The organism is Rhizomicrobium sp. (genome assembly GCA_037200385.1).
Classification (GTDB): domain Bacteria; phylum Pseudomonadota; class Alphaproteobacteria; order Micropepsales; family Micropepsaceae; genus Rhizomicrobium.
In genome coordinates, this window is sequence record JBBCGL010000001.1 from 1,885,892 (window position 1) to 1,909,892 (window position 24,001).

The following is a 24,001-nucleotide window of genomic DNA, read 5'->3' on the forward strand; positions in this document are numbered from 1 at the left end:
CATGACCTTCGACAGCATCCTGATCGCCAATCGCGGCGAGATCGCGGTCCGCATCGCACGCGCCGCCGCCGATCTCGGCATAAGAAGCGTGGCGGTGTATTCCGACGACGATGCAACTTCGGCCCATGTCAAGGCGGCCGATGCGGCACAGGCGCTGGGGGCCAGCGGTCCCGCCGCCTATCTCGACATCGCGCGCGTCATCGCCGCGGCCAAGGCTTCGCATTGCGCGGCGATCCATCCCGGCTACGGCTTCCTGAGCGAGAACGCGGACTTCGCCGCCGATTGCGAGAAGGTCGGGCTGCAGTTCATCGGACCATCGCCCAAGGTGCTGTCGATCTTCGGCGACAAGGCCCGCGCCCGCGCCCTTGCGGAACGTTTCGGCGTGCCGGTCCTGGCAGGGACGCCGGGACCGGCGACGCTCGAAGAGACCCGCGCCTTCTTCCGCAAGCACGGCGCGATCATCATCAAGGCCATTGCCGGCGGCGGCGGCCGCGGCATGCGCGTGGTGACGAAGGAGGAGGAGCTCGAAAGCGCCTATACGCGCTGCAGGTCGGAGGCGCTGACCGGTTTCGGCAACGATGCCGTCTATGCCGAGGCCTTCATGCCGGACGCCCGCCATGTCGAGATCCAGGTCGCGGGCGACGGCAAATCGGCGAGCCATCTCTGGGAACGCGATTGCACCCTGCAGCGCCGGCATCAGAAGATCGTCGAGATCGCGCCCGCGCCGGGGCTCGATCCCGGCCTGCGCAAGCAGCTCTGCGACGCGGCGGTCTGGCTGGCGGACGATGTGAGCCTGCGCGGCTTGGCGACGTTCGAATTCCTCGTCAATCCGAAGCCGGTGCGCCACGCCTCGGCCTTCGCCTTCATCGAAGCCAATCCGCGCCTGCAGGTCGAGCACACGGTCACGGAGGAGATCACCGGCGTCGACCTCGTCGGCGTACAGATCGAGCTGGCGCGCGGCCGAAGCCTGCGCGACATCGGCCTGCACCAGGAGGACGTCCCGGTCCCGCGCGGCAGCGCCGTGCAGCTGCGCATCAACATGGAGAAGATCGAAGCCGACGGCACGGTCAAGCCGTCGGGCGGCACGCTCACGCGCTTCACGCCGCCTTCGGGGCCGGGCATCCGCGTCGATACGTTCGGCTATGAGGGATACACGACGAATCCCGCCTTCGACCCGCTGCTCGCCAAGCTGATCGTGCACGGACCCGACTACGCCTCGGCGATGGGCCGCGCGAAACGGGCGCTGAGCGAATTCGCGATCGACGGCGTCGCGACGAACATCGCTTTCCTGCACGCGCTGATCGTGCGCGACGATGTGCTGAACGGCGCGACCCATACGCGCTATGTCGAAGAGCATACCGCCGATCTCGTCGCCGCCGCCGCGACCTGGAAGCCGCAGACGATGGCGGCCCCGATGCCGATGGCCGCGACGCCGGTCGTCACCCATGCCGCGTTGCCGCCGGGCACCGTCGCCGTCCAGGCCCCCATGCAGGGCAAGGTGGTCTCCATCGACGTGAAGCCGGGCGATACGGTGCGCCAAGGCGCTGCCGTCGCGGTGCTGGAATCGATGAAGATGGAGCACATCGTCACCGCCGCCGTCTCCGGCCGCGTCCACTCGCTGGCCCAGGCGCCCGGCACGGTCCTGTTCGAGGGCGACGCCTTGCTCTTTCTCAGCCCCGAAGACGTCGCAGGCGTCGATGCGGGCGCGCAGCAGACCGTCGACCCGGATTTCATCCGGCCCGATCTCCAGGAGGCCAATGAGCGGCATGCCTTCGGCCATGACGCCAACCGGCCCGAGGCGGTCGCCCGCCGCCGCAAGACCGGCCAGCGGACCGCGCGGGAGAACCTGGAACAGCTCTGCGATCCGGGCAGCTTCATCGAATACGGTGCGCTGGCCTTCGCGGCGCAGCGCCGCCGCCGCACCCTGGAGGACCTGATCGCCAACACGCCGGGCGACGGCATCATCACCGGCATCGGCACGGTGAACGCCGCCGCCTTCGGAGAGAACAAGGCGCGCTGCGCCGTCATGGCCTACGACTACACCGTGCTGGCCGGAACCCAAGGCCACATGAACCACCAGAAGAAGGACCGCCTTCTGAAGATCGCCGAGGAATGGAAGCTGCCGATCATCTGCTTCGCCGAAGGCGGCGGCGGCCGGCCGGGCGATACCGATTTCCCCGGCGTCGCGGGGCTCGACACCCCGACCTTCCGGCAATACGCCAAGCTCTCCGGCCTGATCCCGCGCATCGGGATCAATTCGGGCCGCTGCTTCGCCGGCAACGCGGCCCTGCTCGGCGCGTCCGACGTGATCATCGCGACGAAGAACTCGAATATCGGCATGGGCGGTCCCGCAATGATCGAGGGCGGCGGACTCGGCGTCTACAAGCCGGACGAGGTCGGGCCGATGTCGGTGCAGGTTCCCAACGGCGTCGTCGACGTCGCGGTGGAGGACGAGATCGAGGCCGTCGAGGTCGCAAAGAAATACCTCGCCTATTTCCAGGGCCCGCTCGCCCAATGGGATGCCGCCAACCAGAAGGCGTTGCGCCATCTCATCCCGGAGAACCGCCTGCGGGTCTATGAAAGCCACAAGGTGATCGAGACGCTGGCCGACACCGGCAGCGTGCTCGAATTGCGGGCCGGCTTCGCGCCCGGCATGATCACTGCGCTGGTGCGGATCGAGGGCCAGCCCTTCGGCCTGATCGCCAACAATCCGATGTTCATCGCGGGCGCGATCGACGGCCCCTGCGCCGACAAGGCTGCACGGTTCCTGCAGCTTTGCGACGCGTTCGGCCTGCCGATCATCTCACTCTGCGACACGCCGGGCTTCATGGTCGGGCCGGAGGCGGAGAAGACCGCGCTGGTCCGCCGCGTCAGCCGGATGTTCGTGGTCGGCGGCGCGCTCAGCGTGCCGATCTTCACCGTCGTGCTGCGCAAGGGCTATGGCCTCGGCGCCCAGGCGATGGCGGGCGGCAGTTTCCACGCGCCGTTCTTCATCGTCTCCTGGCCGACCGGCGAGTTCGGCGGCATGGGCCTCGAAGGCGCGGCGCGCCTCGGCTACCGCAAAGAGCTCGAAGCGGAGCCGACGCCCGAAGCGCGCGAGGAACTGTTCAAGAAGCTGGTGGCGCAATCCTATGCCCGCGGCAAGGCGACCAACATGGCAGCCTATCTGGAGATCGACGATGTGATCGATCCCGCCGACACGCGGCGCTGGATCCTGCGCGGCTATCGCTCGCTGCCGCCGCACGATCCGGGCAAGCGCCGGACGTTCATCGATACGTGGTGATCAGCTCGCCGCCAGACGTTGCGCCACGGCCTTGTCCTTGACGAACAGGCTGGGCGCGTGGTCGACCGGCAGGAAGACGCTGGACAGCCCGCGCACCGTCTCGGCATGGCCGAGCATCAGGGCGCCGTCCGGCATCAGCGCGTCGGCGATCTTGTCCAGCACGTCCATTTTGATCTTGCGGTCGAAATAGATCAGCACATTGCGGCAGAACACGACGTCGAGGTCGTCGAGCCAGCCATAGGAATCGAGCAGGTTGAACTGGCGGAACGTCACCATGCGGCGGAGGCTCTCATGGATGCGCCAGCTGCCGCCTTCCTGGGAGAAATGCGCGACCAGGCGGCGGATCGCGAGGCCGCGCTGCACCTCGAAATGCGAATAGACGCCCATCTCGGCGCGCGCGATCATCTCGGAACTGAGATCGGTCGCGATCAAGTCGATGCTCCAGCCCTTGGCCGCGAGCTTCTCGTCGTCGAGCAGCATCGCCAGCGAATAAGGCTCCTGCCCCGCAGCGCAGGCGGCGCACCAGATGCGCAGGCGCTTGGTCTTCGCACGATCCTCGATCAGGCGCGGCAGGACGAGGTCGCGGAACTGCTCGAAGGCGGGGCGGTCGCGGAAAAAGGAGGATTCGTTTGTCGTCATCGCCTCGGTCACTTCGCGTGCCAGCGAATCGCGGCCGTGGCGCAGTTCGGCCAGCAGCCCGTCGACAGTCCGGAAGCCGAAACGCCGCATCACCGGTGCAAGCTGGCCCTCGATGAACTGCGTCTTGTGCGGCGGCAGGTTGATGCCCGACCGGCGGCGCACCACCTGCGCGAGGAAGCTGAGATCGTCTTCGGTCATCGGCGGTCTTACATCAAGCCCACTTCGACCAGCTTCGCCTCGATGATCTCGCGGTCGAACGGCTTCATGATGTATTCGTTGGCTCCGGCGCTCAGCGCCTCGGTGATGTGCGCCACGTCGTTCTCGGTGGTGCAGAACACGACGATCGGAGTCTGTCCCTCGCGCTCCCGGCGCAGGGTCTTCAGGAACTCGATGCCGTTCATGTTGGGCATGTTCCAATCGAGCAGGATCAACTCCGGCATCCGGGCGCGGCACGCCGCCAGCGCGCTCAGCCCGTCCTCGGCCTCGTCGGTCGCGAACTGCAGATCCTGCAGGATCCGGCAGGCGACCTTGCGGATCACCCGGCTGTCGTCGACGACGAGGCAATGTCTCATGGTTCAAAACCCTGGCGGAGCCGCGACGCCGCGGCAGTGATTCCCGCATCCAGCTTAGAGTGTAAGACGTAAATGTCGCGTTTAGGGAGCGATTAACCAGCCGCCAGCTCGACCCGGCCCTCATACGCCGTCAGGGTCAGTCCGGCATTGAGGTCTCGCGACAGCTTGTGGGTGAGATAGGGCTGGATTCCCCGTGCATCGAGATGCGCCTCTTCGCCCCGCGCCGCGTTGGCGACGTCCTCCTGGAGCCGCGCATAGGGGCTGGTCGCCACGATGCGGAAGGAGGGTATGGCCGGATCGGCGCCGATCGTCACCTCGAGCTGGCCGCCGCGCGGCAGGCAGTCCGCTCCCAAAAGCGCCGCGTTCATGAGCAGTTTCGCCCAATTCTTGGGCCAGTTGATCTGTTGGGCCTGCCAGTTGAGCTGGACCTTGCCGCCGGAAAGCAGCCCGCTGACCAGCCGTCCGACCTCGCCGACGTCGAGTTCGGCACCCGCCGAACCGGCGGCACCGAACGCGATGCGCAGGAACTGCAACCGCGCCAGCGCCTGGAGTGCGCTGGAGGTGACGATTTTGAGGGCATCCGCCCGCATGGCCGCGTCGCGCTCGTCTTCCATGACTTCGAGGCCGTTCACCACCGCCCCGAGCGGACCGACCAGGTCATGGCAGACACGGCTGACCAGAAAGGCAGCGAATTCAATATCATCCATGGAAGGCCGGCCCTCATGAGCGATCGATGGTTGGGGATTGGTAACCATGATCAGGGCGTCTTAAGGAAGACTTAAGAGAGGCGCAACCGCGAGGCGACGGGCACTTCGTCAGCCGCCGCCGGCGATCCGCCCGCGCAACTGGTCCAGATAAGCGATCAGCTTGCGCACATCGCCGCCATTTTGCCCGAGATAGGCGGCGAATTCGTCGCGCTCTGCCGGCGCGAGCCAGACGCCTGCGACCGCGAAGTCGACGATGACGGGCTTGGCCGCATTCGAGCGGACGCGGAAATCGACCTCCAGCGGGCGGCCGCCGCGGTCGGTCGGATCGATCAGCACCGTGCTGACGATGTCGTCTTGGGGAGCGACCTGTCTGGATCCGGTGACCGTCAGGCTCTGACCAGCATATTTCGCGAAGTAGGACTGGTACACCGCGACCGCGTAATTCTGGAACGCGATGGCGAACCCGTCACGGTCTTCCGGCGAGGCCTTGGCGCCATAGGGCCCGAGCGTGAAGGTGGCAACCCGTTTCAGGTCCGTCACGCCGAGAAGGAAATTCTCGAACTGGACGCGCCGCTGCTCGGTGTCGAGCTGGCGGTCGTTGAGGATTTCGAGACCGGTGTTGATGTTGCCGGAGATGAGAGCTTCCGCCGGGGTGGCGGCCGCGGCCAGTCCGGTGCCGCAGAAGAGCAGCGCCATCGCGAAAACGACATGGCGCACGGCGGAAGCAAAGCCAGGAGAACTGGTGCGCATCGTGGATCCGTTTTGTAGGAGCGGGGTGCAAGGCGGGGGCGCCGCACATTCGCGCGCCGTATGACGTCGCATGATGGCGGCAATAGGGCCGAGCATATGGAACGGCGAGTTCCATCGAGAGCGTAATATGCTAGGAAAATCCGTCACCGGGGTAAGCTGCATGAGTCTCATTCCTTCGCCGCGCCTGATCGCGCTCGCCACGCTGGCGCATGAAGCGGGCGTCGTCGTCATGCGGCATTACGAGGCCGGAACCCAGGCGCGCCGGAAGTCGGACCACTCGCCGGTGACGGACGCCGACGAGGAAGCCGAAGCGCATATCCTCAAAGGCCTTGCGACGATCGCACCCGGAATCCCGATCGTCGCCGAGGAAGAAGTCGCGGCCGGGCGCCTGCCGCAGGTCGGCAGCCATTTCTTTCTCGTCGATCCGCTCGACGGCACCAAGGAGTTCATCAGCCACAATGGCGAGTTCACCGTGAACATCGCCGAGATCGTCGACGGCATCGCGGTGCGCGGCGTGGTCTACGCCCCCGCCAAGCGACGGCTGTTCCTCGGCGAGACGCCAGGGGGCGCCTGGGAAAGCGAAACCCGAGTCGAGACGCCGCCAGATCTCGCACTGGCGCGCGCGATCCACGTGCGGCCTGCGCCGAAGGACGGCCTAATCGCCGTCGCCAGCCGCTCGCATCGCGACAAGAAGACCGAGGAATATCTTGCAGCCTACCCGGTGAGGGATTTCATCACGGCGGGCTCGTCGCTGAAATTCTGCCTTGTCGCGGCGGGCGAGGCCGACATTTATCCGCGGCACGGCACGACCATGGAATGGGACACGGCGGCCGGCCACGCGGTGCTGGCGGCCGCGGGCGGCTCCGTGACACATCTCGACGGCTCGCCGTTCCTCTATGGCCGCACGAAAGACGGGTTCACCAACCCGCACTTTGTCGCGCGCGGCGGCATCTGAAGGCGGCTAGCGGTCGTAATTGTGCCGGCTGGAATAGAACACCAGCGCCATCAGGCCACCGCCGACCGCGATGGTGATGAGGGAGCCGCCGACCAGCGCAACCCAGCCGAACGCGCTCATATGCGCGTCGCCAATGGCCGTCCAGGTGTAGACCGCGTACCAGATCGAAACCGCGAGGAATCCAAGCAGGACGATGAGCGCCAGCCACCCGCCACGCGAAAGGTGGGCGTGGTCGTCGCTGTCATGTCCGTCTGTCATATAGCTGCCACTCATGCCCTGATAACGCGACAACCAACTTCTCGTTCATCATGGCAGGCGTGTTGCGGCGAACGGCCCGAAAATTAGGACTTTGTTAAGAGCTAAGACGCCACAGCGCCGAGCACCAGGGAACCAGGCGCCAACTGGACCTTCAGTTCCGCGCCATCGGCGCCGGAGACCTGCAGCCTGTCGCCCTTGATCGGTGCGGAGCCATCGACGACCGCGGCGCACCAGCGGGTGTCGTCGACCCGCACCGCACCGCGGCCGTTGACGAAGTCTTCTTCGGCTTCGACCACGCGGCCAACATATTGCGCACTGCGCTGGTTCAGGGTCGCGTGCGTCTTGCGCTCGGCGCGGCCCATGGGAGAGCGCTTCCACGCGACCGTCGCGAAGACCGATATGGCGGCGAACAGCAGGAGCGCCACCCATCCGTCCAATGGCGGGATGATGAATTTGAGCAGCCCGACGGCCAGTGCGGCGATCCCCGGCCACAGCAGGTATTGTGTCGTGCTGATCATCTCGATGGCGAGCAGTGCGGCGCCAAGCACCCACCAGTGCCAAGCCGGCTGCGAATTGAGGACATCGGTGAGAGTTTGCATGACGGCCTCGTTCAGGTTCCGGCCGGCCGCGTCGGCGGCGGTTGGACATTCGGCACCGTGCCGGCGGCGCGCGTACCTCGCGCGGCGGCCGGCGTCGCGGTGGACGCAACCTGGCTGGAAATCGCCTCGCGCGTCATTTCGGCGATGCCGGCGATGGAACCGAGCAGGCCGGCCGATTCCATCGGCACGATGACGAACTTCTGGTTCGGTGCGCTGGCGAGCTGTGCAAACGCGTCGACATATTTCTGGCCGAGGAAGTAGTTGAGCGCATTGACGTTGCCGGCCTCGATCGAGTCGGAAACCATCTGCGTCGCCTTGGCCTCGGCCTGCGCCAGCCGCTCGCGTGCCTCGGCATCGCGGAACGCCGCTTCCTTGCGGCCCTCAGCCTGAAGGATGGCGGATTGCTTGGCGCCCTCGGCGCGCAGGATCGCGCCCTGCTTCTCGCCGTCGGCCTGGGTGACCTCGGCGCGGCGGAAGCGCTCGGCCTTCATCTGCCGCGCCATCGCCTCGGTGATGTCGGTCGGGGGCGAAAGGTCCTTGATCTCGATACGCGTGACTTTCACGCCCCACGGACTGGTCGCCTGGTCGACGACGGACAGAAGCCGCTGGTTGATCTCGTCCCGCTTGGAGAGGACCTCGTCGAGATCCATCGCGCCGATCACGGTACGCGCATTGGTCAAGCAGAGATTTGTGATGCCGGCCTGCAGGTTCGCGACCTCATATGCCGCCTTGGCCGCATCGACGACCTGATAGAAGGCGATGGCGTCGGCCGTGACCGTGGCGTTGTCCCGCGTGATCACGACCTGGCTGGGAATGATGAGGACCTCCTCCATCATCGACAGCTTGCGGCCGATCCGGTCGAAATAGGGAATGATGAGGTTCAGGCCGGGCTTGAGCACTTTGGTGAACCGGCCGAAACGCTCGACGGTCCATTCGCGCCCCTGCGGCACGGCCTTGACGCCCGCGAAGATCGTCACCAGCGCCAGGGCTGCAATCGCCGCCGCAACCAGCGTCAAGCCATCCATGGATGAAACCTCCCCGTTTCCGCTGTTTCGATCAGCCTACGCGCTCCCACATAATCACGCCACGGGGCCATCAAAAGGCCTTGAAAGCCGACAACATGGCGCTACCCGGTTTGTCGCGGCACGCCGATTTTGGCAAAGATGACATGGGCGGGGACGACCTGATTCGCTGTGGAGAAACCCATGAAACCGCTTCGGCTTCTGAGCCCCCTGTTCGCCGGCCTCGCCGTGCTGGCGCTGAGCATCAGCCCCACCGCCGCCAATGACGAGGACACCCATGACGACACCTTCACACCCAATGAGGTCGTCCAGGCCGGGTCGGACTTCTTCGGCGTGACCACCGAGGTAATGGCCAAAGCCGTGCAGCGGGTCACCGAGGATCTCGGCCTGCCGGACGGCTACATCAAAGGCGACGAAGGCTCGGGCGCGTTCGTCGTCGGGCTGCGCTATGGCTCGGGCTGGCTCATCCGCAAGGGCATGGAGCCGAAGAAGGTCTATTGGCGCGGTCCGTCGATCGGCTTCGACGCGGGCGGCAACGGGTCCAAGGTCTTCACCCTGGTCTACGATCTGAAGGAAGAGCAGCGGCTCTATCAGCGCTTTCCCGGTGTCGAAGGCAGCATCTATTTCGTCGCCGGCATCGGCGTGAACTATATGCGGTCCGGCGGCGTGACTTTGGCGCCGATGCGGACCGGCGTCGGCCTGCGCGCCGGCGTGAATGCCCACTATCAGGTCTACAGCGACAAGCGGGACTGGTTTCCGCTCTGACCTTTAGGCCGTCGCGTCGCCGGGCTCGCCCGTGAAGCTGCCGGCCGGCGCCGGCAGGTAGAGCAGCAGCGCCGCCGCGACATAGGTCGACGAGAAGGTGCCGACCACGATGCCGAACAGGATCGCGGCGCTGAAGTTCAGCAGCACGGGACCGCCGAACAGCAGCGGGATGACCGACAAGGCGGTCGCCGCGGACACCAGCGTGGTCCGCGTCGCGATCTGGTTGGTCGAGCGGTTGATGAGTTCGGGAAGCCCCATGCGCTTGTATTTTCGCCGGTTCTCGCGAAGGCGGTCGAACACGACCACCGTGTCGTTGATCGAATAGCCCGCGAGCAAGAGCAGGGCCGCGACGGTGTTGATCGTGAAATCCATCTGCACGATGGAAAAGAAGCCGGCCGTCACGAGCACGTCATGGCCCGTCGCGATGAGCGCACCGACGCCGTATTGCCACTCGAAGCGGAACGCCACATAGGCCGAGATGAGGACGACGGCCAGCACCATGGCGATGACGCCGCTCTGGAACAGCTCCTGGCTCACCTTGGGACCGATGACCTGGGTGTTGCGGATCGTGTAGCCGGCGCCGAGCCGGTCCTTGATCGATTGCACCGCGCCGGCGCTCTGCTGATCGGTCTTCGGCTGCACGCGAATGATCACGCAGGAATTGGCCGGGGTGTCGCAGCCGCCGCCGCCGATGGTCTGGATCTGCGCTTCGCCGAAGCCGAGGGTCGCGATCCGGCCGCGCACTTCGCTGATGTTGACCGCATGCTGGGCCTTCGCCTCCATCAGGACGCCGCCCTTGAAGTCGATGCCCAGATTGAAGCCCTGGACGAGGATGGAGACGATCGAGGCCAGCAGCAGCAGCCCGTCGACAGCGAAGGCCCAACGGCGCCATCCGACGAAATCGACATTGGTGGTCTCGGGGATAAAGCGCAGCCAAGACATAAATAGGGTTCCGGAAAAAGCCCGGCAGACATATCCGGTGCGGGCCGCGCCGACAAGGCGAGCCGCGGCCGGCAAGCCGATTTGCATAATTCCCTGTTTTTGCGACACTTTCGCCGGAAGCCAAAGGACCCGTTTCATGGCCGCCGCCCAGCACGGCCACCACGAGCCAGCCAAGGTCACGCCCAGCGAGGCGGGCTTGCGGGAAACCGCGTATGCCGCGGTCATCGCAGCGGTGGTGGTGGCGCTGGTCTATTTCGGTCGGCCGCTGCTCGTGCCGCTGGCGCTTTCGATCCTGATGGCCTTCGCGCTCGCCCCGGTGGTGGAATTCCTGCGCCGGCTGAGGCTGGGCCGCATTCCCGGCGTGATCGTGACGGTGACGCTGGCAGTGCTGGTGATCATCGGCATCGCCACCTTCATCGGCACCCAGATCGCCTGGCTCGCGGTCGGCCTGCCGCAGTATCAACACAACATCGTTTCCAAGATTCAGTCGGTAGAAGGCTCGGCGGCCAACAACGGCATCGTGAAGGGCGCGATCGGGCTGTTCAACAACCTCTCGGAACAGATCGCGCAGGTTCCCGGCCCGACGGTCGGCGACCGCGAGCTGCAATCCAAGACGACCTCGCAGTCCAGCAATCCCGCCATACCCGTGGTGATCCAGCAGCCGCCGCCCGGGCCGCTGGAACTGATGCAGAATTTCGCCGGGCCGGTGCTCGAGCCGCTGGCCAACCTCACGATCATCATCATCTTCGTGATCTTCATCCTGTTGCAGAAGGAGGATCTGCGCGACCGCTTCATCATGCTGGCGGGCGCGCGCGACCTGCAGCGAACGACGCTGGCGATCGACGACGGCGCCGAGCGCCTCAGCCGCTATCTCCTTCTGCAAACGGGCGTGAACACGTCGTTCGGCCTGCTGGTCGGGCTGGGATTGTGGGCGGCCGGCGTGCCGAACCCCGCCCTGTGGGGATTGATCGGCGCGATGTTCCGCTTCGTGCCCTATATCGGCGTTCCGATCGCCGCCGTGCTGCCCCTCGCATTGTCGATCGCCGTCGATCCCGGCTGGTCGGTCACGTTCTGGACGCTCGGTGTCTTCATCGGGCTGGAATCGATCACCGGCCAGGCCGTCGAGCCCTGGCTCTATGGCCGCAACATGGGTCTGTCCGCCCTGGCCGTCGTGGTGGCGGCCGGCTTTTGGACATTCGTCTGGGGACCGGTGGGACTGCTGCTTTCCACGCCCCTCACCATGTGCCTGGTCGTGATCGGACGGCATGTCGATCAGTTGCGCTTCCTCGATGTGATGCTCGGCGACGCGCCGCCGATGGCGCCCGAAGAAAGCTTCTATCTGCGCATGCTCGCCGGCAACGCCGACGAGGCCGCCGAACAGGCGGAGGCTTATCTGTCGGAGCACACCCTGCCCGCCTATTTCGACGACGTCGCGGTCCGCGGCCTGGCGCTGGCCCAGCTCGACGTCAACCGCGGCGCGCTCACCGAGGAAGGCCGCCAGCGCATCGCCAAGGCGGTCGAGGGCTTCATCGACAATCTGACGTTGAACGAAAGCGCCGAGAGCCGCGAGGCGAGCATCACGCATGAGGTCGTGCCGCCCGATTGGCAGCACAAACCCGTGCTGTGCGTCGCGGGGCGCAGCGTGCTGGATCATGCCGCAGCCTCGCTGCTCGCCCATCTCTTCGAGCGCCAGGGAATCGGGGCGCGGCTTGCGACCTTCGAGGAGGTGTCGCCGGCCAACATCCACGATCTCGTCTGCGACGGCGTACGCGCGATCTGCGTCTCTTACCTGGAGCCGGGAAGCCCGAAGAACGCCCGCTATCTCGCGCGTCGCCTGCGCAAGCGCATGCCGGGCCTGCCGTTGATCGCCGGGTTCTGGAGCGTGATCGAAGACGACACGCAATATCTCGACAGCTTCGAAGCCACCGAATGCGACTTCCTCGCCAACACGCTGCGCCAGGCGGTCGATCAGGTCGTCGCGCTGATGCGCAAGCCGGCGTCGGAAGGCCGCTTCGTCAGCATCGTGCGCCCGGCGGAAGAAGAGGCGGTGACCGACTGATGCTTATTGCACCGTCGGACGTCCCGCGCGCCGTACATGGTCGAATCCCCGCCGTCGTCCGGACGGGCACCAACGCGAAGGCGTGAAGACTTCCGAACGCGCAAGCCCGTCTTCAAGGGCCGCCGATACGCCTTGCCTGCACCGGCACGCCGCAGATGTCGAGCACCGGCGGCGGCTTGCGGAAGTAAAAGGGCGAAGTCGGGTGGCGCCGCGCCTCCACCTGGTCGGCGAAAGTTTTCGAATCCGTGCGGATCACCTGGAATGCGGGCCGCTCCGCCGCCGGCAGATCGGACGCCAGCCGCATGCGGAGGATCGGATCGCGCTTGCCCGGATCGCCGATCACGCCGCTGTCGACATCCGGATCCCCGCGCTCGAGCTTCTGGAGATATTGCATGCCGCTCAACACCCGGCCGAACGCGGTGAGGTCGCGGTCGAGCCGCCGCGGGGCCTGGCCGATGACGATGTAGAACTCGGTCGTCGCGGTGTCCGGATCGTTGTCGCGCGCGAACGCGAAGGTGCCGGGACAGTGGATCAACCACTCCCGATCGGCCGCCGGATCCCGTGCGACGGGAAAGCCGTCCTCGAATCCCACTTCAGGCGCCATCAGATCCGCATTGCCGAGCGGCGTGAAACCGGCGGGCGGCGAAGCGCGATCGAACTCGGCCCTCAGCGCGGGCCATTGCTTGAGCCCTTCCGCTTCCTTGGGATGATCCTTGGTCGAGGCCGTACCCTCGCCGATGCCGCCCTGGGCCACGAAGCCTTCGATCACCCGATAAAAGGATAGCCCGTCGTAAAAATGGGCCCGGATCAGCGCACGGACACGCTCCGCATGCTCCGGCGCGAATTGCGGTGCGAGTTCGACCACGACCTCGCCATATTTCGTCGCGATCAGTACCAGGTTTTCGGGATCGACCGTCCGCCAAGCCTCCGGCGGCGGCGCGGACGGTCCTTCGGCCGCCGAAGCCATCGCCACGGAAAGAAGCATGCTCAACGCAAACGCCGCATGAAACTTCATCGCCACCCGCTCCTGCGACCGGACGCACCTTGCCCGGCGCGCCCGCTTGCCTATTAAGACCCTACGCCATGACCGCCGCCCGCCAAAATCCCACATCCACACCGGTCTCCCCGGCCGCGTTGCCGACGCTGCTGTCCGTGATGTTCATCAATCTTCTGGGCTTCGGCATCATCGTTCCGCTGCTGCCGTTCTACGGCAAGTCGTTCCATGCGCCGGGCTGGCAGATGGCTTTGGTGTTCTCCGCCTATGCGATCGGCGGATTCTTCGGAGAGCCGTTCTGGGGCCGGCTCTCCGACACGATCGGCCGCAAGCCCATCCTGATCAGCACCGTGACGGGCAATTGTCTCTGCTATCTCGCCCTCGCTTTCGCACCGAACATCTATGTCGCCTTCGCCGTCCGGCTTCTCGGCGGCATGGCGAGCGGCAATGGCGCGGTAATCCAAGGCTACATTGCGGATGTGACGCCGCCGGACGAGCGGACGGCCAAGATGTCGTGGCTCGGCGCCGCCTACAACATCGGCTTCATCGTCGGCCCGGCGCTGGGCGGATTGCTGGCGAACCCCGCCGCCGGCCATGCCGGCTTCCGCACGCCGCTCCTGGTCGCCTCGAGCCTGTCGGCGGTCTGCGTCATCGGCCTGATCTTCTTCCTGAAGGAAAGCCGGGTGCACCAGCGCATCTCCGGCCGCCCCAGCCGCTGGGCGGTGGTTGCGACCGCGATCGGCAACCCGGTCGTGGGGCGGCTGTTCCTGGTGACGTTCCTCGCGGGCAGTGCCTTCAACGGAATCGAATACATCTTCGGCCTCTGGACGCAGGCGCGTTTTGCCTGGGGACCGCAGGAAGTCGGCACCGCCTTCGCGATCACCGGCGTCGTTGCGGCGATCTGCCAGGTGTTCGTCACCGGACCGGCCTCGAAACGTTTCGGCGAGGCGCGCGTCCTGACCCTGGGCATGGCGCTGACCAGCGTCTGCGCCGCGCTGCAGGCCTTCTCGCCAAGCGGCGGGATCACGGTCGCGCTGCTGGCGCTCTCGGCCTTCGGCCAGTCCGTGGCATGGCCCAACGTCTCCGCGCTGCTTTCCCGCAACGTCGACCTGAAGCATCAGGGCCAGTATCTCGGCCTCAACAATGCCGTCGGCGCCCTGGCGCGTCTTTCCGGGCCTTCCGTCGCGGACGTGACGTTCCGCCGGATCGGCGTCGATGCGCCGTTCTTTTCGGCAAGCCTGATGGTGCTGCCCGCGATCTTCTTTGCGTGGTATGCGGCGACGCACAAGAGCCGCGCCGCGTTGCCCATCCCTCATGGAGAGCCTACGCTTCCCGAAAATTAGATGGCAAACGCGCTCTGCAACATCGCATGCAACAAGGCGGCCGTTCAGTACTCCGTGATTGGAAGTTCGGTTTGCGGCAGCGGCCGCGGCGCTTGTCCCGCGTCCAGATAGTCCCAGGTCGCGAGCGCGATCATTGCGGCATTGTCGGTCGACCAGCGCAGCGGCGGCAGGCACAATTCGACATCCGCCCTGTCGCATAGCTCCTTCGCCCGCGCACGCAGCTGCGGACTGGCCGAAACACCGCCGACGACAACCAGAGAGCGCGGACTGCGCTCCTTCAGGGCCCGAGCGCATTTGGTCAGCAGAATGTCCATTGCCGCCTCGACGAAGGATGCCGCCACATCCTCGGACACCGGATTTTCCGAATGCTCCACATGCCGCGCGACGGCGGACTTCAGGCCGGAAAAGGAAAACTCGAAGCCTTCCGAGATCATCGGGCGCGGGAACCGTATTCTGGGATTGCCCGTCTTGGCCATCCGGTCGACCGCCGCTCCGGCGGGATAGCCAAGGCCGAGCATCCGGCCGACCTTGTCATAGGCCTCGCCCACGGAATCGTCGCGCGTGGTACCCAGCAACTCGATGCTTCCGAAATCCTCCATATAGGCCAGAAAAGTGTGGCCGCCGGAGACCAGCAGCACGACGGCCGGAAACTTCACGCGGCGCTCTTCGAGGTCCGCGCTTCGCAGATGCCCGCGCAGATGGTTTATCCCGATGACCGGCACGCCCCAGCCCAGCCCGAGGCCCGCCGCCGTATTGAGACCCACGACCAGGGATCCGATGAGCCCCGGCCCCCGGGTAACGCCGATCGCGGTGAGATCCCGCGGCACCGCACCGGCGTCCGCAAGCGCCTTTTCGACGGTGCCGACGATGGTCGATATGTGCGCCCTGCTCGCGAACTCCGGATAGACGCCGCCGAAGGCGGAGTGGACCTTGGTTTGCGTCGCCACGACGGACGACAGGACATTGCCCGCGCGATCGACGACGGATGCGGCGGTGTCGTCGCAGGACGACTCGATTCCCAGAACCAGTTCCTTACGCATCGGCCAGGTACTTTTCCACTTCGCTTCGAGGTATCACGCCTTCGCGCTCGATCTGCGGCGGCGTTTTTCGACAGTTCACCAGGGTCGACGGAACCCTGGGCAGCGTGCCGCCGTCGATCACGACGTCCGGCATTCCGGAAAGCTGCGCCAGGATTTCCGGCACGTCTTCGCCGGCGGCATTGCCGTGGGCGTTGGCGCTCGTCATGAGAAGCGGCCCGATGCGACGCAATATCTCCAGCAAGCGACGATCGTTCGGGATCCGGATGGCGACCTCGTCACGGTCCCGCAGCCAGTCGACCGCGGCCGTCCCCCGGAAACCCAGCGCGATCGTCAAGGCGCCCGGCACAAGCGGAGAGTGCAGAAGACGATGAGCCCCTCCATCGAGCGCCAGGCCCAAACCTTCCAGCTCCGCGATGGAGGAGACCATTATGGGGAGATTCACCTCCGGCGGGCGCCGCTTCAGAGCAAAGATACGGTCCACCGCGGCGCTCATCGTCGGGACGGCGGCCAGTCCATAGACCGTGTCCGTGGGAAGCAGCGCGACGCCGCCCGAAGACAGGCTCGCCACCACACGTTGAACTTGCTCATCGAAAGCGGAGGACGTCATCGTTTTGCCGCCGAAAAATCGTCTGCACGCAAAGGGACGGTGTCAGGAGCGTAGTGCCCCAGGAACATTGCGGTGCCCGCGCTCAGCAGCCGTCCGGCTTCCTCCGAGTCTTCCCGGCTCGCGGCAAGGCGAAGAAAGAGAGCCCCGACACGCTTCTCCGATAGGCGCTCCGCCGCCAGCCCCGCTTGTTGATGAATCCGCAAGATCAGAAACGAATGAACCGCAATCGCCGATAAACATCCGGCAAGCACCGCGGCGACGATCGCAGCGCCGGGTTCTTTCTGCCATCCGAGGAGAAGCGAACCGAACGCGAGCGTCACCGTCAGAGGCAACGCCGTCAGTCCGACAAGAAATTGACTTGATGCGAGACGCTTCCACTTTGCTTCCGACATCTCCAGCAATCGCGATAGGGTGAGCCATTCATCTTCGAATTGGCGCGAGGTGAACTGCAACGGCGCAAGCGACAGCGATCGTTCCAGTTGCGTCAACTGCCTGAGCGCCTCGCTCTCGCCGATATCGCCGACGGCGAGTTGCGATCTTATGCGCTCCACGGCATCGCGACTGGCGAATACGTTGGACCCGGCTGCCGCGAACCGTCCCTCGAGTTCCGACGACGACATATTATCTCCAACCCTCCAGCATCAGGCCCGAAATGCCCTGGGCTATGTCCAGAATCGCCCGAAACGGAATATCTCCTTCTCGCAGAAGTCTTACTCTCTCGGCGCCGCCCACCGCTTCCACGACCGTCGAATGGTCGGAATAGAATTCACCCCCCTCGATTGCGATCCAGCTCGCATCCCCCACCTTGGCGATACCGTCGGACAAAATCTCAATCGCCTTGCCGAAGTCGCGAACAGGAACATTCGTTTTCGGATCGCGAATTGCGACCGTGGTCAGCGGATATCTCGTGCTCGCCGCGATGTCGCGTTCGACGATGCTGTCCGGAATCCGCACGCCGATGGTATGCCGCGTGCTTGCAATGGTGTGCGTAAGAAATTTCTCGGGCAGCTTGTCGGTCGCCCTGCAAACCACGGTGAGAGGTCCGGGGCAGAACCGCTCCAAAAGCGCAGCCGTGATTGCGTCCATGTCGACAAAACCTTGAACCTCCAGATAGCTCGGAAACGCAAGCGAGAGCGGCGCTTTTTTCCGATTCAATATCCGGTTGACCGTTGCGTGCGCCGCCTCGTCTGCGGCGAGCATCGCGAGTGAATAGCAGGTGTCGCTGGGAAGAAGCACAAATCCCTGTTTCAGCAGGCTGTTCCGAGCTTGCTGAACGATATATGTGCGCAGTGCGCCGTTCCGCGTTCTCTCGTCCCGACCGACGATCAGATCAGGCTTTCGCATGGAATAGTTCCGCTTCCTCGTTCAACGGCACCACCTGCGAAACCCAGAGCTCCGGCCGATGGAGCGCGGCGGCAGCCGCCGCGATCAACGTCGCGGGACTTGGCGAGTCGATCTGTGTATCCGCGACGTCCACATCGGGCAACATTTTCGAAACGGCGCCGCGAAGACGCCCTGCTGCGGCCAGGCTTCCGCGGCCGGCGGCCACTTGGCCCACCAGATCTTCGAAGCGGCCGAACCTCGCTTCCTGCACCCGTCCGTTCTCGAAGAGTCCGAGATACGCCATTCCATCGGAGGCGGGGATCGCGGTCAGCACAGGACGTTCGAATTGCCTTTGCGCCTGTACGCCTGCCAGCTCGAAAAAGTTCATCGGAAGCATCCGTTTGCCGAGGGCAAAGCTCAACGCATTGGCGAATGCCACGCCGGCCCTGATCGCTCCCAGGCCGCCCGGACCGACATTCACCGCGATCCCATCGATGTCCGCAACCTGGATCTGGAGTTCCGCCAAGGCACGGTCCAATATCAGGCTCAGGTCCCGAGCGGCGCGATCCCGGTAAAGCGGTGCCGAGTCGAAAATGATCTTGCCGTCGCGGCCAAGAGCCATCGCATATTCGCTGGACGATGTTTCGATCCCGAGCAACAGGCTCACGGCGACATCCTTTCGAACTCGTCCCGCAAATTCGCCAGAGGTGCCGCCCAGCGGGCATCGCTGCCCGAAAGCCTGATCCGCCGCTGCTCCTGCTCCGTTCCGCAAAAGGCAAAATTCATGTGCAGGCCGTTCGGAAACTCACTCTGAAGCTTCTCGCCCCATTCTATTGCGACGATCGCGCCGTCCAGATCGTCAAAACCCAGATCCCTGAATTCCGCCACGCCGGACAGCCTGTAGGCGTCCACATGCAGGAAGGGACCGGCCTCGGTCTGGTAGGAATTCGCGATGGCATAGGTCGGGCTCGTGACCCGATCGGACGAGCCCAGCGTCTTCACGAGATTCTGCACAAAGTAGGTCTTTCCGCTTGCCAGGGCCCCGCTGAGCAAGATCGCATCGCCTGGCCGGACGAAAGGCCCAAACGCATGGGCCAGTGCCGCCGTCCGTGCAACATTTTCGCAAATAACTTCAATGGCATACATAACTCTACGCTATCCCAGATTTTCATCCCGACGTGATCATGCGCAGCAGGGTGATACGCCTTGCGCCGTCGCCTGAGCAACCGGCAGGCGGCGAACCTTAGCCCCAAGCTGCCGGTCCGAATATGCGCTTGAGGAAGCCACGATCGGCCAGAATTTCGCGCGCCGCGTTGTGTCCGGGCGCACCGCTGACGCCGCCGCCGGGATGCGTGCCCGCGCCGCACATATAAAGCCCTTTGAGCGGCCCCCGATAGGCGCCGTAACCCAGGATCGGCCTTGCCGACCAGAGCTGATCGAGGGACATGGCACCATGCATGATGTCGCCGCCGCTCAGTCCGAATTTGCGTTCCAGATCGAGCGGCGAATGAATCTGCCTCGCGATCACCGCGTTCTTGAAATTGGGAGCATAGGCATCGACCGTCTCGATGATGCGGTCGGCCGCGGCTTCGCGCGCATCGTCCCAGCTCTTTGCGTCGGGGAGCGCGGGAGCGAATTGCTGGCAGAACAGGCTTGCGACGTGCCGGCCGGGCGGCGCGAGGCTGTCGTCCACCGTGGATGGGATCAGCAATTCGACGATCGGTTTCTCCGACATGCCGAGACGCTTCGCGTCGGCGAATGCGCGATCCATGTAGTCGAGGGTCGGCGCGATGACGATGCCGCTCTGATGGTGTTCGCCGGGCTCGGGCAGGCAGGTGAATCTCGGCAGTTCGGACAGGGCCACATTCATGCGGAAGGTGCCCGAGCCGACCTTGTATCCCCGCATGCGGCGGCGGAATTCCGGCGCCAGATCGTCCGCTGCGATGAGCCTGTCATAGAGCAGCTTGGGCCCGACATTCGATACGACCGCCGCGGCCATGATCTCCTCGCCGGTTTCGAGGAGCACGCCGACGGCCTTGCCGGCATCGACCAGCACCCGCGCGACGGGCGCCTCCAGGCTGATCTCGACACCCACGCGATCGCAGGCCTTGCGCATGGCCTGGGTGACCGCGCCCATGCCGCCCATGGCGTGGCCCCAGGCGCCCTTCTTGCCGTTCACTTCGCCGAAAACATGATGCAGCAGGACATAAGCGGAGCCCGGCGTATCCGGGCTCGCATAATTGCCCACCACGGAATCGAAGCCGAACGCGGCTTTCACGGCGTCGCTTTCGAACCAGGTGTCGAGAAACGTCCGTGCGCTCTTGGTGAAGAGGTCGAGCACATCGCGTTGCCGCGAAATATCGAGGCCTGCGAGGCTGCGGCCTTGTCTGGCAGCCGCAACCCATGCCGGCAACCCGCCGCCGACATTGGGCGGCGATTGCAGCGCGAGGCCGCGCAGCACATCCGCGACGGCATCGAGCGCGCTGTAATATTCGGGCAGCATCTCGGCGTCGCGGTCCGAGAACTTGCGGAATTCGGCCTGTGTGCGTTCCAGACCGCCGCCCAACTTGAGATAGCGCCCGTCCGGCTGCGGCAGGAAGTTCGCGATCGGCCGCTCGACGAGCCTCAGGCCGTGATCGGCGAGCGCCATGTCGGCGATCACCTTGGGATTGAGAAGGCTGACCGTGTAGCTCGCGACCGAATTGCGAAAGCCGGGATGGAATTCCTCTGTCACCGCGGCGCCGCCGACGAGATGACGGCGTTCCAGGACGCGCACCTTGAGACCCGCGCGGGCGAGATAGAAGGCGCAGACGAGCCCGTTATGCCCGCCGCCGACAATCGCCGCGTCGCAAGTGCTTCTGCTCACAAGCTTTGCCACCGTCTTGCACGCCTAGGGAGCGCGCCTGCTCCGGCAGGCTCGGTGCCCCATGGAATACCATCAAAAAAATGCGGGCGTGTCCAAAAGCTGGTCGTGCTTTCAAGCTGTATGTCGGCGGCATCAGGATCGTCGCACCTACGGTGACGCACGATACCGTAACCCATCTGGATTGATGGCGGCGCATCACCCTCAGACGGCATCTGGAGTCTGCGCGATGAATGGATGGAAATGATCGCTTCCGGCTACGCCGAAGAACGAGAGGGTGACGTAGTCCTGTATCTGAGGTTCACATTTCTGACCGAGATCTGGCGCTCCCACGGGGAATCGAACCCCGGTTTCAGCCTTGAGAGGGCCGCGTCCTAACCGCTAGACGATGGGAGCATGCGGTGAGGCGGCGCTTATACCCTTGAGCGCGCCGCAGGATCAAGCGACACCGCCTCGGTAAGTGTGAGAGCGGAAAATCCCTTTCCGTCAAACACATAGGCTCCGATCTCGACATCCTCAGCGCCCCGCAGCGCCACGATCAGCCAGACGAAACCGGTCTCCGCCGCGCCGGCCAGATCGCGCGCAGAGGGTTCGGGCCTTCCGTTCGGGTGGGAGTGATAGCACCCGATGATCGCAGTCCGCCGCGTCCGCGCCGCGCGCAGGATCGGGATGTGATCGGCCGGCGCGATTTCGAAACTGCTGTCGTCGGCCGAGAGATTGCGCGCAGGATGAAGCGCCAAGGCTTCGAAGCCCGCCGGATGCGTTGCGCCCTCGATCAAACCGCAGCACTCGCGCGGATCTGCTCCGCGGGCCTCGCGCTCGAGCTGCAGCCGCAAGGCGGGCGGCAGGGCGAGCGTGCTCATCGATCCGGGGCGGCGATTTTCGCGACCAGGTGCCCGTCATCCGTATCGAGAATATCGATCTGGTCGCGGTTCCCGGTCCGGAGATGCAGGATCAGCCGGCCGGGCTGGCTGTCCATCGAGACGAGTTTCGCGCCGGGCGGCAATGTGAAGACGGCGGTCCCGGCGGCGTTGCCCGCCGCCTCGGGGCCGGTCCCGCCCAGGAGATGGACCGGCCGGCCGCTCATCTTCAGGACCATGCCGGCGACTAGCCCGACGAGCGCCAGGATGATAAGCGCGGAGAGCACGATGACGGCGAGCTTCGCCGCGCGATAGCCCGCCGTGCTCTTAGGATCGACCGGCGTTTCGATGTCTGACACCCATTCCTCCGATGAAGCGCCGCGCCGCGCGGTGGTTGCGCCGGAACAGGCCGGCTGGCGGCTCGATCGTTTCCTGGCCGCTGCCCTGGGCGATATCAGCCGTTCGCGCATCCAGCAACTGCTCGAAGGCGGCGCGGTCACGCACACGCGCAAAACGATAAGAGACGGCAATTTCCGGGTCAAACCCGGCGAAGCCTACACCGTCTCCGTGCCGCCGCCCCTGCCGGCGCAGCCGCAAGGCCAGGACATCCCGCTGGACGTCGTCTACGAGGACAAGGATCTCATCGTGATCGACAAGCCCGCCGGGCTGGTCGTGCATCCGGCGGCGGGCAACCCGGACGGCACGCTGGTCAATGCGCTGATCGCCCATTGCGGAACCTCGCTGCAGGGCGTCGGCGGCGAGGCGCGGCCGGGGATCGTCCATCGCCTCGACAAGGACACCAGCGGCCTGCTCGTCGCGGCGAAGAACGAGCGGGCGATGACCAGCCTGGGCAAGCAATTCGCCAACCACACCATCGAGCGCGCCTACCACGCCATCGTCTGGGGCGCTCCACGCGCAGGCGAGGGCCTGGTGGAAGGCCAGATCGGCCGCAATCCCTTCGACCGCAAGCGCATGGCCGTGCTGCGCGGCGGCGGCAAGGAGGCCCGGACGCGCTACCGCGTGGCCGAGACCTTCGGCGACCCCGCGCGGCCGTTCGCCAGCCTCGTCGAGTGCCGGCTGGAAACCGGGCGGACGCACCAAATCCGCGTGCATCTGACGCATCTGGGCCATCCGCTGATCGGCGATCCGTCTTATGGCAAGGCCCGGTTGCCGCCTCGGGCAAAGACCCCGGAGGAAGAGACGGCTTTCGCCGCCGCCGCCAATTTCCCGCGCCAGGCGCTGCATGCCTTTATTCTGGGCTTTCAACATCCCAGCCTGCATCGGACGTTGCGATTCGAGCGGCACTGGCCGGCCGACATGGAAGCTTTGGCGACCGCGCTTCGAGGGTTGAAAAAGTCCTGATCCGTCCCCATGTCGTGCTCCGGGTTGCGGCACTTCGAAGGCTGTCGCAGTCCACCTGCGGGCTCGGGCGTTGTATAGTTGCTAGAGCCACGCAGCCGCCGGCCGATGCGCTTGGGCATCGTCACGACGGGGGAAAGGGGTCTTTTCATGAGCAGTCGCGGCTTGCCGGCCCTCTCGGGCGAAGGCGGTCTATCCCGATACCTCTCGGAAATCCGGAAGTTCCCGCTTCTGGAGCCGCAGGAGGAGTACATGCTGGCCAAGCGCTGGAAGGAACACGAGGACCCCAGCGCCGCGCGCAAGCTCGTCACCAGCCATCTGCGCCTCGTCGCCAAGATCGCGATGGGCTATCGCGGCTATGGCTTGCCCGTTTCCGAGATCGTGGCGGAGGGAAATGTCGGCCTGATGCAGGCCGTGAAGCGCTTCGAGCCCGACAAGGGCTTCCGCCTCGCGACCTACGCGATGTGGTGGATCCGCGCCGCGATCCAGGAATACATCCTGCGCTCGTGGAGTCTCGTGAAGCTCGGCACGACGGCGAACCAGAAGAAGCTGTTCTTCAACCTGCGAAAGGCCAAGAACAAGATCGGCGCCATCGAGGAAGGCGACCTGACGAACGAGCATGTCGCGACGCTGTCCGATCATCTCGGCGTCAGCGCCCAGGAGGTCACCGAGATGAACCGGCGCTTGTCCGGCCCGGATTCCTCGTTGAACGCGCCGCTGCGGTCGGACTCCGAAAGCGAGTGGCAGGACTGGCTGGCGGACGACACGCTCGACCAGGAAACCCGCATGGCGGACCGCGAGGAGCTGGGCGACCGTCACACGCTGCTGACCGGTGCGCTGGACGAGCTGACGGAGCGCGAGCGCGACATCATCCAGGCCCGGCGCCTGCAGGACGAGCCCGCCACGCTGGAAGAGCTGTCGCAGAAATACGGCATCTCGCGCGAGCGCGTGCGTCAGATCGAGGTGCGCGCCTTCGAGAAGCTGCAGAAGCAGATGAAGAGCGCGCTGAGCGCCAAGGCCAACAGCATCGTGCCGGTGCAGGCCTAGCGGCGGAGGGCTTC

The 24,001-nt window shown here is 65.3% G+C and carries 25 protein-coding genes and 1 tRNA gene; 7 read left to right on the top strand and 19 right to left on the bottom strand.

All coding sequences use genetic code 11. The features are described from left to right. The first annotated feature begins 1 nt into the window (after position 1). Positions 2-3,283 carry a carboxyl transferase domain-containing protein gene (locus tag WDM91_08865; GenBank protein ID MEI9994691.1) on the top strand — a complete coding sequence of 1,094 codons (3,282 nt, stop codon included), beginning with the start codon at positions 2-4 and terminating at the stop codon, positions 3,281-3,283. Here the strand turns inward: WDM91_08865 and WDM91_08870 are convergent, their stop codons facing one another. From WDM91_08870 to WDM91_08885, 4 genes are all read right to left on the bottom strand, one after another. Next, positions 3,284-4,120, bottom strand: a complete 837-nt coding sequence (locus tag WDM91_08870) for a protein-glutamate O-methyltransferase CheR (GenBank protein MEI9994692.1) — start codon at positions 4,118-4,120, stop codon at positions 3,284-3,286. 8 nt (positions 4,121-4,128) lie between these two features. After that, complete coding sequence (locus WDM91_08875) at positions 4,129-4,494, bottom strand: response regulator (GenBank protein ID MEI9994693.1); 366 nt, start codon at positions 4,492-4,494, stop codon at positions 4,129-4,131. A gap of 92 nt (positions 4,495-4,586) precedes the next feature. Beyond that, on the bottom strand, positions 4,587-5,201 hold the full coding sequence (locus WDM91_08880; protein ID MEI9994694.1) for a histidine phosphotransferase family protein: 615 nt from the start codon (positions 5,199-5,201) through the stop codon (positions 4,587-4,589). Positions 5,202-5,309: 108 nt separating this feature from the next. Then, positions 5,310-5,951, bottom strand: coding sequence for an ABC transporter substrate-binding protein (locus WDM91_08885; protein ID MEI9994695.1), 642 nt, complete (start codon positions 5,949-5,951; stop codon positions 5,310-5,312). Positions 5,952-6,111: 160 nt separating this feature from the next. On the opposite strand from WDM91_08885, the gene cysQ reads away from it, so the two are divergent. Continuing rightward, positions 6,112-6,906, top strand: coding sequence for a 3'(2'),5'-bisphosphate nucleotidase CysQ (gene cysQ, locus WDM91_08890; protein ID MEI9994696.1), 795 nt, complete (start codon positions 6,112-6,114; stop codon positions 6,904-6,906). Positions 6,907-6,912: 6 nt separating this feature from the next. Here cysQ and WDM91_08895 read toward each other — a convergent pair whose 3' ends face one another. The 3 genes from WDM91_08895 to WDM91_08905 all read right to left on the bottom strand — a co-directional run bounded on the left by WDM91_08895 (position 6,913) and on the right by WDM91_08905 (position 8,788). After that, positions 6,913-7,164: a hypothetical protein gene (locus WDM91_08895; protein MEI9994697.1), complete on the bottom strand. Its 252-nt coding sequence runs from the start codon at positions 7,162-7,164 to the stop codon at positions 6,913-6,915. 101 nt (positions 7,165-7,265) lie between these two features. After that, entirely contained in the window at positions 7,266-7,763 is a 498-nt protein-coding gene (locus WDM91_08900; protein MEI9994698.1) for an NfeD family protein, read from the bottom strand. 11 nt (positions 7,764-7,774) lie between these two features. Then, on the bottom strand, positions 7,775-8,788 hold the full coding sequence (locus WDM91_08905) for an SPFH domain-containing protein (protein MEI9994699.1): 1,014 nt from the start codon (positions 8,786-8,788) through the stop codon (positions 7,775-7,777). 180 nt (positions 8,789-8,968) lie between these two features. Here WDM91_08905 and WDM91_08910 point away from each other — a divergent pair, with 180 nt between their 5' ends. After that, entirely contained in the window at positions 8,969-9,550 is a 582-nt protein-coding gene (locus WDM91_08910; GenBank protein MEI9994700.1) for an EipA family protein, read from the top strand. 3 nt (positions 9,551-9,553) lie between these two features. Here the strand turns inward: WDM91_08910 and secF are convergent, their stop codons facing one another. Next, positions 9,554-10,492, bottom strand: coding sequence for a protein translocase subunit SecF (gene secF / locus WDM91_08915; GenBank protein ID MEI9994701.1), 939 nt, complete (start codon positions 10,490-10,492; stop codon positions 9,554-9,556). 136 nt (positions 10,493-10,628) lie between these two features. Here secF and WDM91_08920 point away from each other — a divergent pair, with 136 nt between their 5' ends. After that, complete coding sequence (locus WDM91_08920) at positions 10,629-12,551, top strand: AI-2E family transporter (GenBank protein ID MEI9994702.1); 1,923 nt, start codon at positions 10,629-10,631, stop codon at positions 12,549-12,551. A 112-nt stretch (positions 12,552-12,663) separates the two neighbouring features. Here WDM91_08920 and WDM91_08925 read toward each other — a convergent pair whose 3' ends face one another. Continuing rightward, positions 12,664-13,566 (bottom strand): peptidylprolyl isomerase, encoded by a 903-nt coding sequence (locus tag WDM91_08925; protein ID MEI9994703.1) that lies wholly within the window; start codon positions 13,564-13,566, stop codon positions 12,664-12,666. Between the two features lie 68 nt (positions 13,567-13,634). Between WDM91_08925 and WDM91_08930 the strand changes: the two genes are divergently transcribed. Further along, positions 13,635-14,888 (top strand): MFS transporter, encoded by a 1,254-nt coding sequence (locus tag WDM91_08930; GenBank protein ID MEI9994704.1) that lies wholly within the window; start codon positions 13,635-13,637, stop codon positions 14,886-14,888. Positions 14,889-14,932: 44 nt separating this feature from the next. Here WDM91_08930 and tsaD read toward each other — a convergent pair whose 3' ends face one another. The 10 genes from tsaD to WDM91_08980 form a co-directional block, all read right to left on the bottom strand. Beyond that, positions 14,933-15,928 carry a tRNA (adenosine(37)-N6)-threonylcarbamoyltransferase complex transferase subunit TsaD gene (tsaD, locus tag WDM91_08935; GenBank protein ID MEI9994705.1) on the bottom strand — a complete coding sequence of 332 codons (996 nt, stop codon included), beginning with the start codon at positions 15,926-15,928 and terminating at the stop codon, positions 14,933-14,935. Beyond that, the gene (locus WDM91_08940) at positions 15,921-16,535 is read right to left on the bottom strand and encodes an L-threonylcarbamoyladenylate synthase (GenBank protein ID MEI9994706.1); all 615 of its coding nucleotides are present in this window, start codon (positions 16,533-16,535) and stop codon (positions 15,921-15,923) included. Before WDM91_08940 ends, tsaD begins: the two co-directional genes overlap by 8 nt. After that, the gene (locus tag WDM91_08945) at positions 16,532-17,155 is read right to left on the bottom strand and encodes a hypothetical protein (GenBank protein ID MEI9994707.1); all 624 of its coding nucleotides are present in this window, start codon (positions 17,153-17,155) and stop codon (positions 16,532-16,534) included. Before WDM91_08945 ends, WDM91_08940 begins: the two co-directional genes overlap by 4 nt. 1 nt (position 17,156) lies before the next feature. Then, entirely contained in the window at positions 17,157-17,879 is a 723-nt protein-coding gene (locus WDM91_08950; GenBank protein MEI9994708.1) for a Sua5/YciO/YrdC/YwlC family protein, read from the bottom strand. Then, the gene (gene tsaB, locus WDM91_08955) at positions 17,866-18,525 is read right to left on the bottom strand and encodes a tRNA (adenosine(37)-N6)-threonylcarbamoyltransferase complex dimerization subunit type 1 TsaB (protein ID MEI9994709.1); all 660 of its coding nucleotides are present in this window, start codon (positions 18,523-18,525) and stop codon (positions 17,866-17,868) included. The genes WDM91_08950 and tsaB overlap by 14 nt, the downstream gene beginning before the upstream one ends. Beyond that, positions 18,522-19,004 carry a tRNA (adenosine(37)-N6)-threonylcarbamoyltransferase complex ATPase subunit type 1 TsaE gene (gene tsaE / locus WDM91_08960; GenBank protein ID MEI9994710.1) on the bottom strand — a complete coding sequence of 161 codons (483 nt, stop codon included), beginning with the start codon at positions 19,002-19,004 and terminating at the stop codon, positions 18,522-18,524. The genes tsaB and tsaE overlap by 4 nt, the downstream gene beginning before the upstream one ends. Before the next feature lie 97 nt (positions 19,005-19,101). Next, on the bottom strand, positions 19,102-20,724 hold the full coding sequence (locus WDM91_08965) for an NAD(P)/FAD-dependent oxidoreductase (GenBank protein MEI9994711.1): 1,623 nt from the start codon (positions 20,722-20,724) through the stop codon (positions 19,102-19,104). Positions 20,725-21,042: 318 nt separating this feature from the next. Further along, a tRNA-Glu gene (locus WDM91_08970) sits at positions 21,043-21,117 on the bottom strand. Between the two features lie 17 nt (positions 21,118-21,134). Beyond that, positions 21,135-21,584: a M67 family metallopeptidase gene (locus tag WDM91_08975; GenBank protein MEI9994712.1), complete on the bottom strand. Its 450-nt coding sequence runs from the start codon at positions 21,582-21,584 to the stop codon at positions 21,135-21,137. Beyond that, positions 21,581-21,940: a hypothetical protein gene (locus tag WDM91_08980; protein MEI9994713.1), complete on the bottom strand. Its 360-nt coding sequence runs from the start codon at positions 21,938-21,940 to the stop codon at positions 21,581-21,583. The genes WDM91_08975 and WDM91_08980 overlap by 4 nt, the downstream gene beginning before the upstream one ends. Between WDM91_08980 and WDM91_08985 the strand changes: the two genes are divergently transcribed. Beyond that, positions 21,930-22,943, top strand: coding sequence for an RluA family pseudouridine synthase (locus WDM91_08985; GenBank protein ID MEI9994714.1), 1,014 nt, complete (start codon positions 21,930-21,932; stop codon positions 22,941-22,943). The two genes, WDM91_08980 and WDM91_08985, sit on opposite strands and share 11 nt — an antisense overlap. Before the next feature lie 147 nt (positions 22,944-23,090). After that, positions 23,091-23,987, top strand: coding sequence for an RNA polymerase sigma factor RpoH (gene rpoH, locus WDM91_08990; GenBank protein MEI9994715.1), 897 nt, complete (start codon positions 23,091-23,093; stop codon positions 23,985-23,987). Positions 23,988-24,001: the final 14 nt, after the last annotated feature.

Bases quoted from the DNA above. Each gene is read 5' to 3' on its own strand.
- tsaD (MEI9994705.1), bottom strand. From the start codon at position 15,928: ATGCGTAAGGAACTGGTTCTGGGAATCGAGTCGTCCTGCGACGACACC.
- WDM91_08905 (MEI9994699.1), bottom strand. From the start codon at position 8,788: ATGGATGGCTTGACGCTGGTTGCGGCGGCGATTGCAGCCCTGGCGCTG.
- WDM91_08875 (MEI9994693.1), bottom strand. From the start codon at position 4,494: ATGAGACATTGCCTCGTCGTCGACGACAGCCGGGTGATCCGCAAGGTC.
- WDM91_08870 (MEI9994692.1), bottom strand. From the start codon at position 4,120: ATGACCGAAGACGATCTCAGCTTCCTCGCGCAGGTGGTGCGCCGCCGG.
- tsaE (MEI9994710.1), bottom strand. From the start codon at position 19,004: ATGTATGCCATTGAAGTTATTTGCGAAAATGTTGCACGGACGGCGGCA.
- WDM91_08975 (MEI9994712.1), bottom strand. From the start codon at position 21,584: ATGAGCACGCTCGCCCTGCCGCCCGCCTTGCGGCTGCAGCTCGAGCGC.
- WDM91_08910 (MEI9994700.1), top strand. From the start codon at position 8,969: ATGAAACCGCTTCGGCTTCTGAGCCCCCTGTTCGCCGGCCTCGCCGTG.
- WDM91_08895 (MEI9994697.1), bottom strand. From the start codon at position 7,164: ATGACAGACGGACATGACAGCGACGACCACGCCCACCTTTCGCGTGGC.
- WDM91_08945 (MEI9994707.1), bottom strand. From the start codon at position 17,155: ATGTCGTCGTCGGAACTCGAGGGACGGTTCGCGGCAGCCGGGTCCAAC.
- WDM91_08985 (MEI9994714.1), top strand. From the start codon at position 21,930: ATGTCTGACACCCATTCCTCCGATGAAGCGCCGCGCCGCGCGGTGGTT.
- WDM91_08950 (MEI9994708.1), bottom strand. From the start codon at position 17,879: ATGCGAAAGCCTGATCTGATCGTCGGTCGGGACGAGAGAACGCGGAAC.
- WDM91_08900 (MEI9994698.1), bottom strand. From the start codon at position 7,763: ATGCAAACTCTCACCGATGTCCTCAATTCGCAGCCGGCTTGGCACTGG.
- rpoH (MEI9994715.1), top strand. From the start codon at position 23,091: ATGAGCAGTCGCGGCTTGCCGGCCCTCTCGGGCGAAGGCGGTCTATCC.
- WDM91_08880 (MEI9994694.1), bottom strand. From the start codon at position 5,201: ATGGATGATATTGAATTCGCTGCCTTTCTGGTCAGCCGTGTCTGCCAT.
- WDM91_08920 (MEI9994702.1), top strand. From the start codon at position 10,629: ATGGCCGCCGCCCAGCACGGCCACCACGAGCCAGCCAAGGTCACGCCC.
- WDM91_08930 (MEI9994704.1), top strand. From the start codon at position 13,635: ATGACCGCCGCCCGCCAAAATCCCACATCCACACCGGTCTCCCCGGCC.
- WDM91_08885 (MEI9994695.1), bottom strand. From the start codon at position 5,951: ATGCGCACCAGTTCTCCTGGCTTTGCTTCCGCCGTGCGCCATGTCGTT.
- secF (MEI9994701.1), bottom strand. From the start codon at position 10,492: ATGTCTTGGCTGCGCTTTATCCCCGAGACCACCAATGTCGATTTCGTC.
- WDM91_08925 (MEI9994703.1), bottom strand. From the start codon at position 13,566: ATGAAGTTTCATGCGGCGTTTGCGTTGAGCATGCTTCTTTCCGTGGCG.
- WDM91_08940 (MEI9994706.1), bottom strand. From the start codon at position 16,535: ATGACGTCCTCCGCTTTCGATGAGCAAGTTCAACGTGTGGTGGCGAGC.
- WDM91_08865 (MEI9994691.1), top strand. From the start codon at position 2: ATGACCTTCGACAGCATCCTGATCGCCAATCGCGGCGAGATCGCGGTC.
- cysQ (MEI9994696.1), top strand. From the start codon at position 6,112: ATGAGTCTCATTCCTTCGCCGCGCCTGATCGCGCTCGCCACGCTGGCG.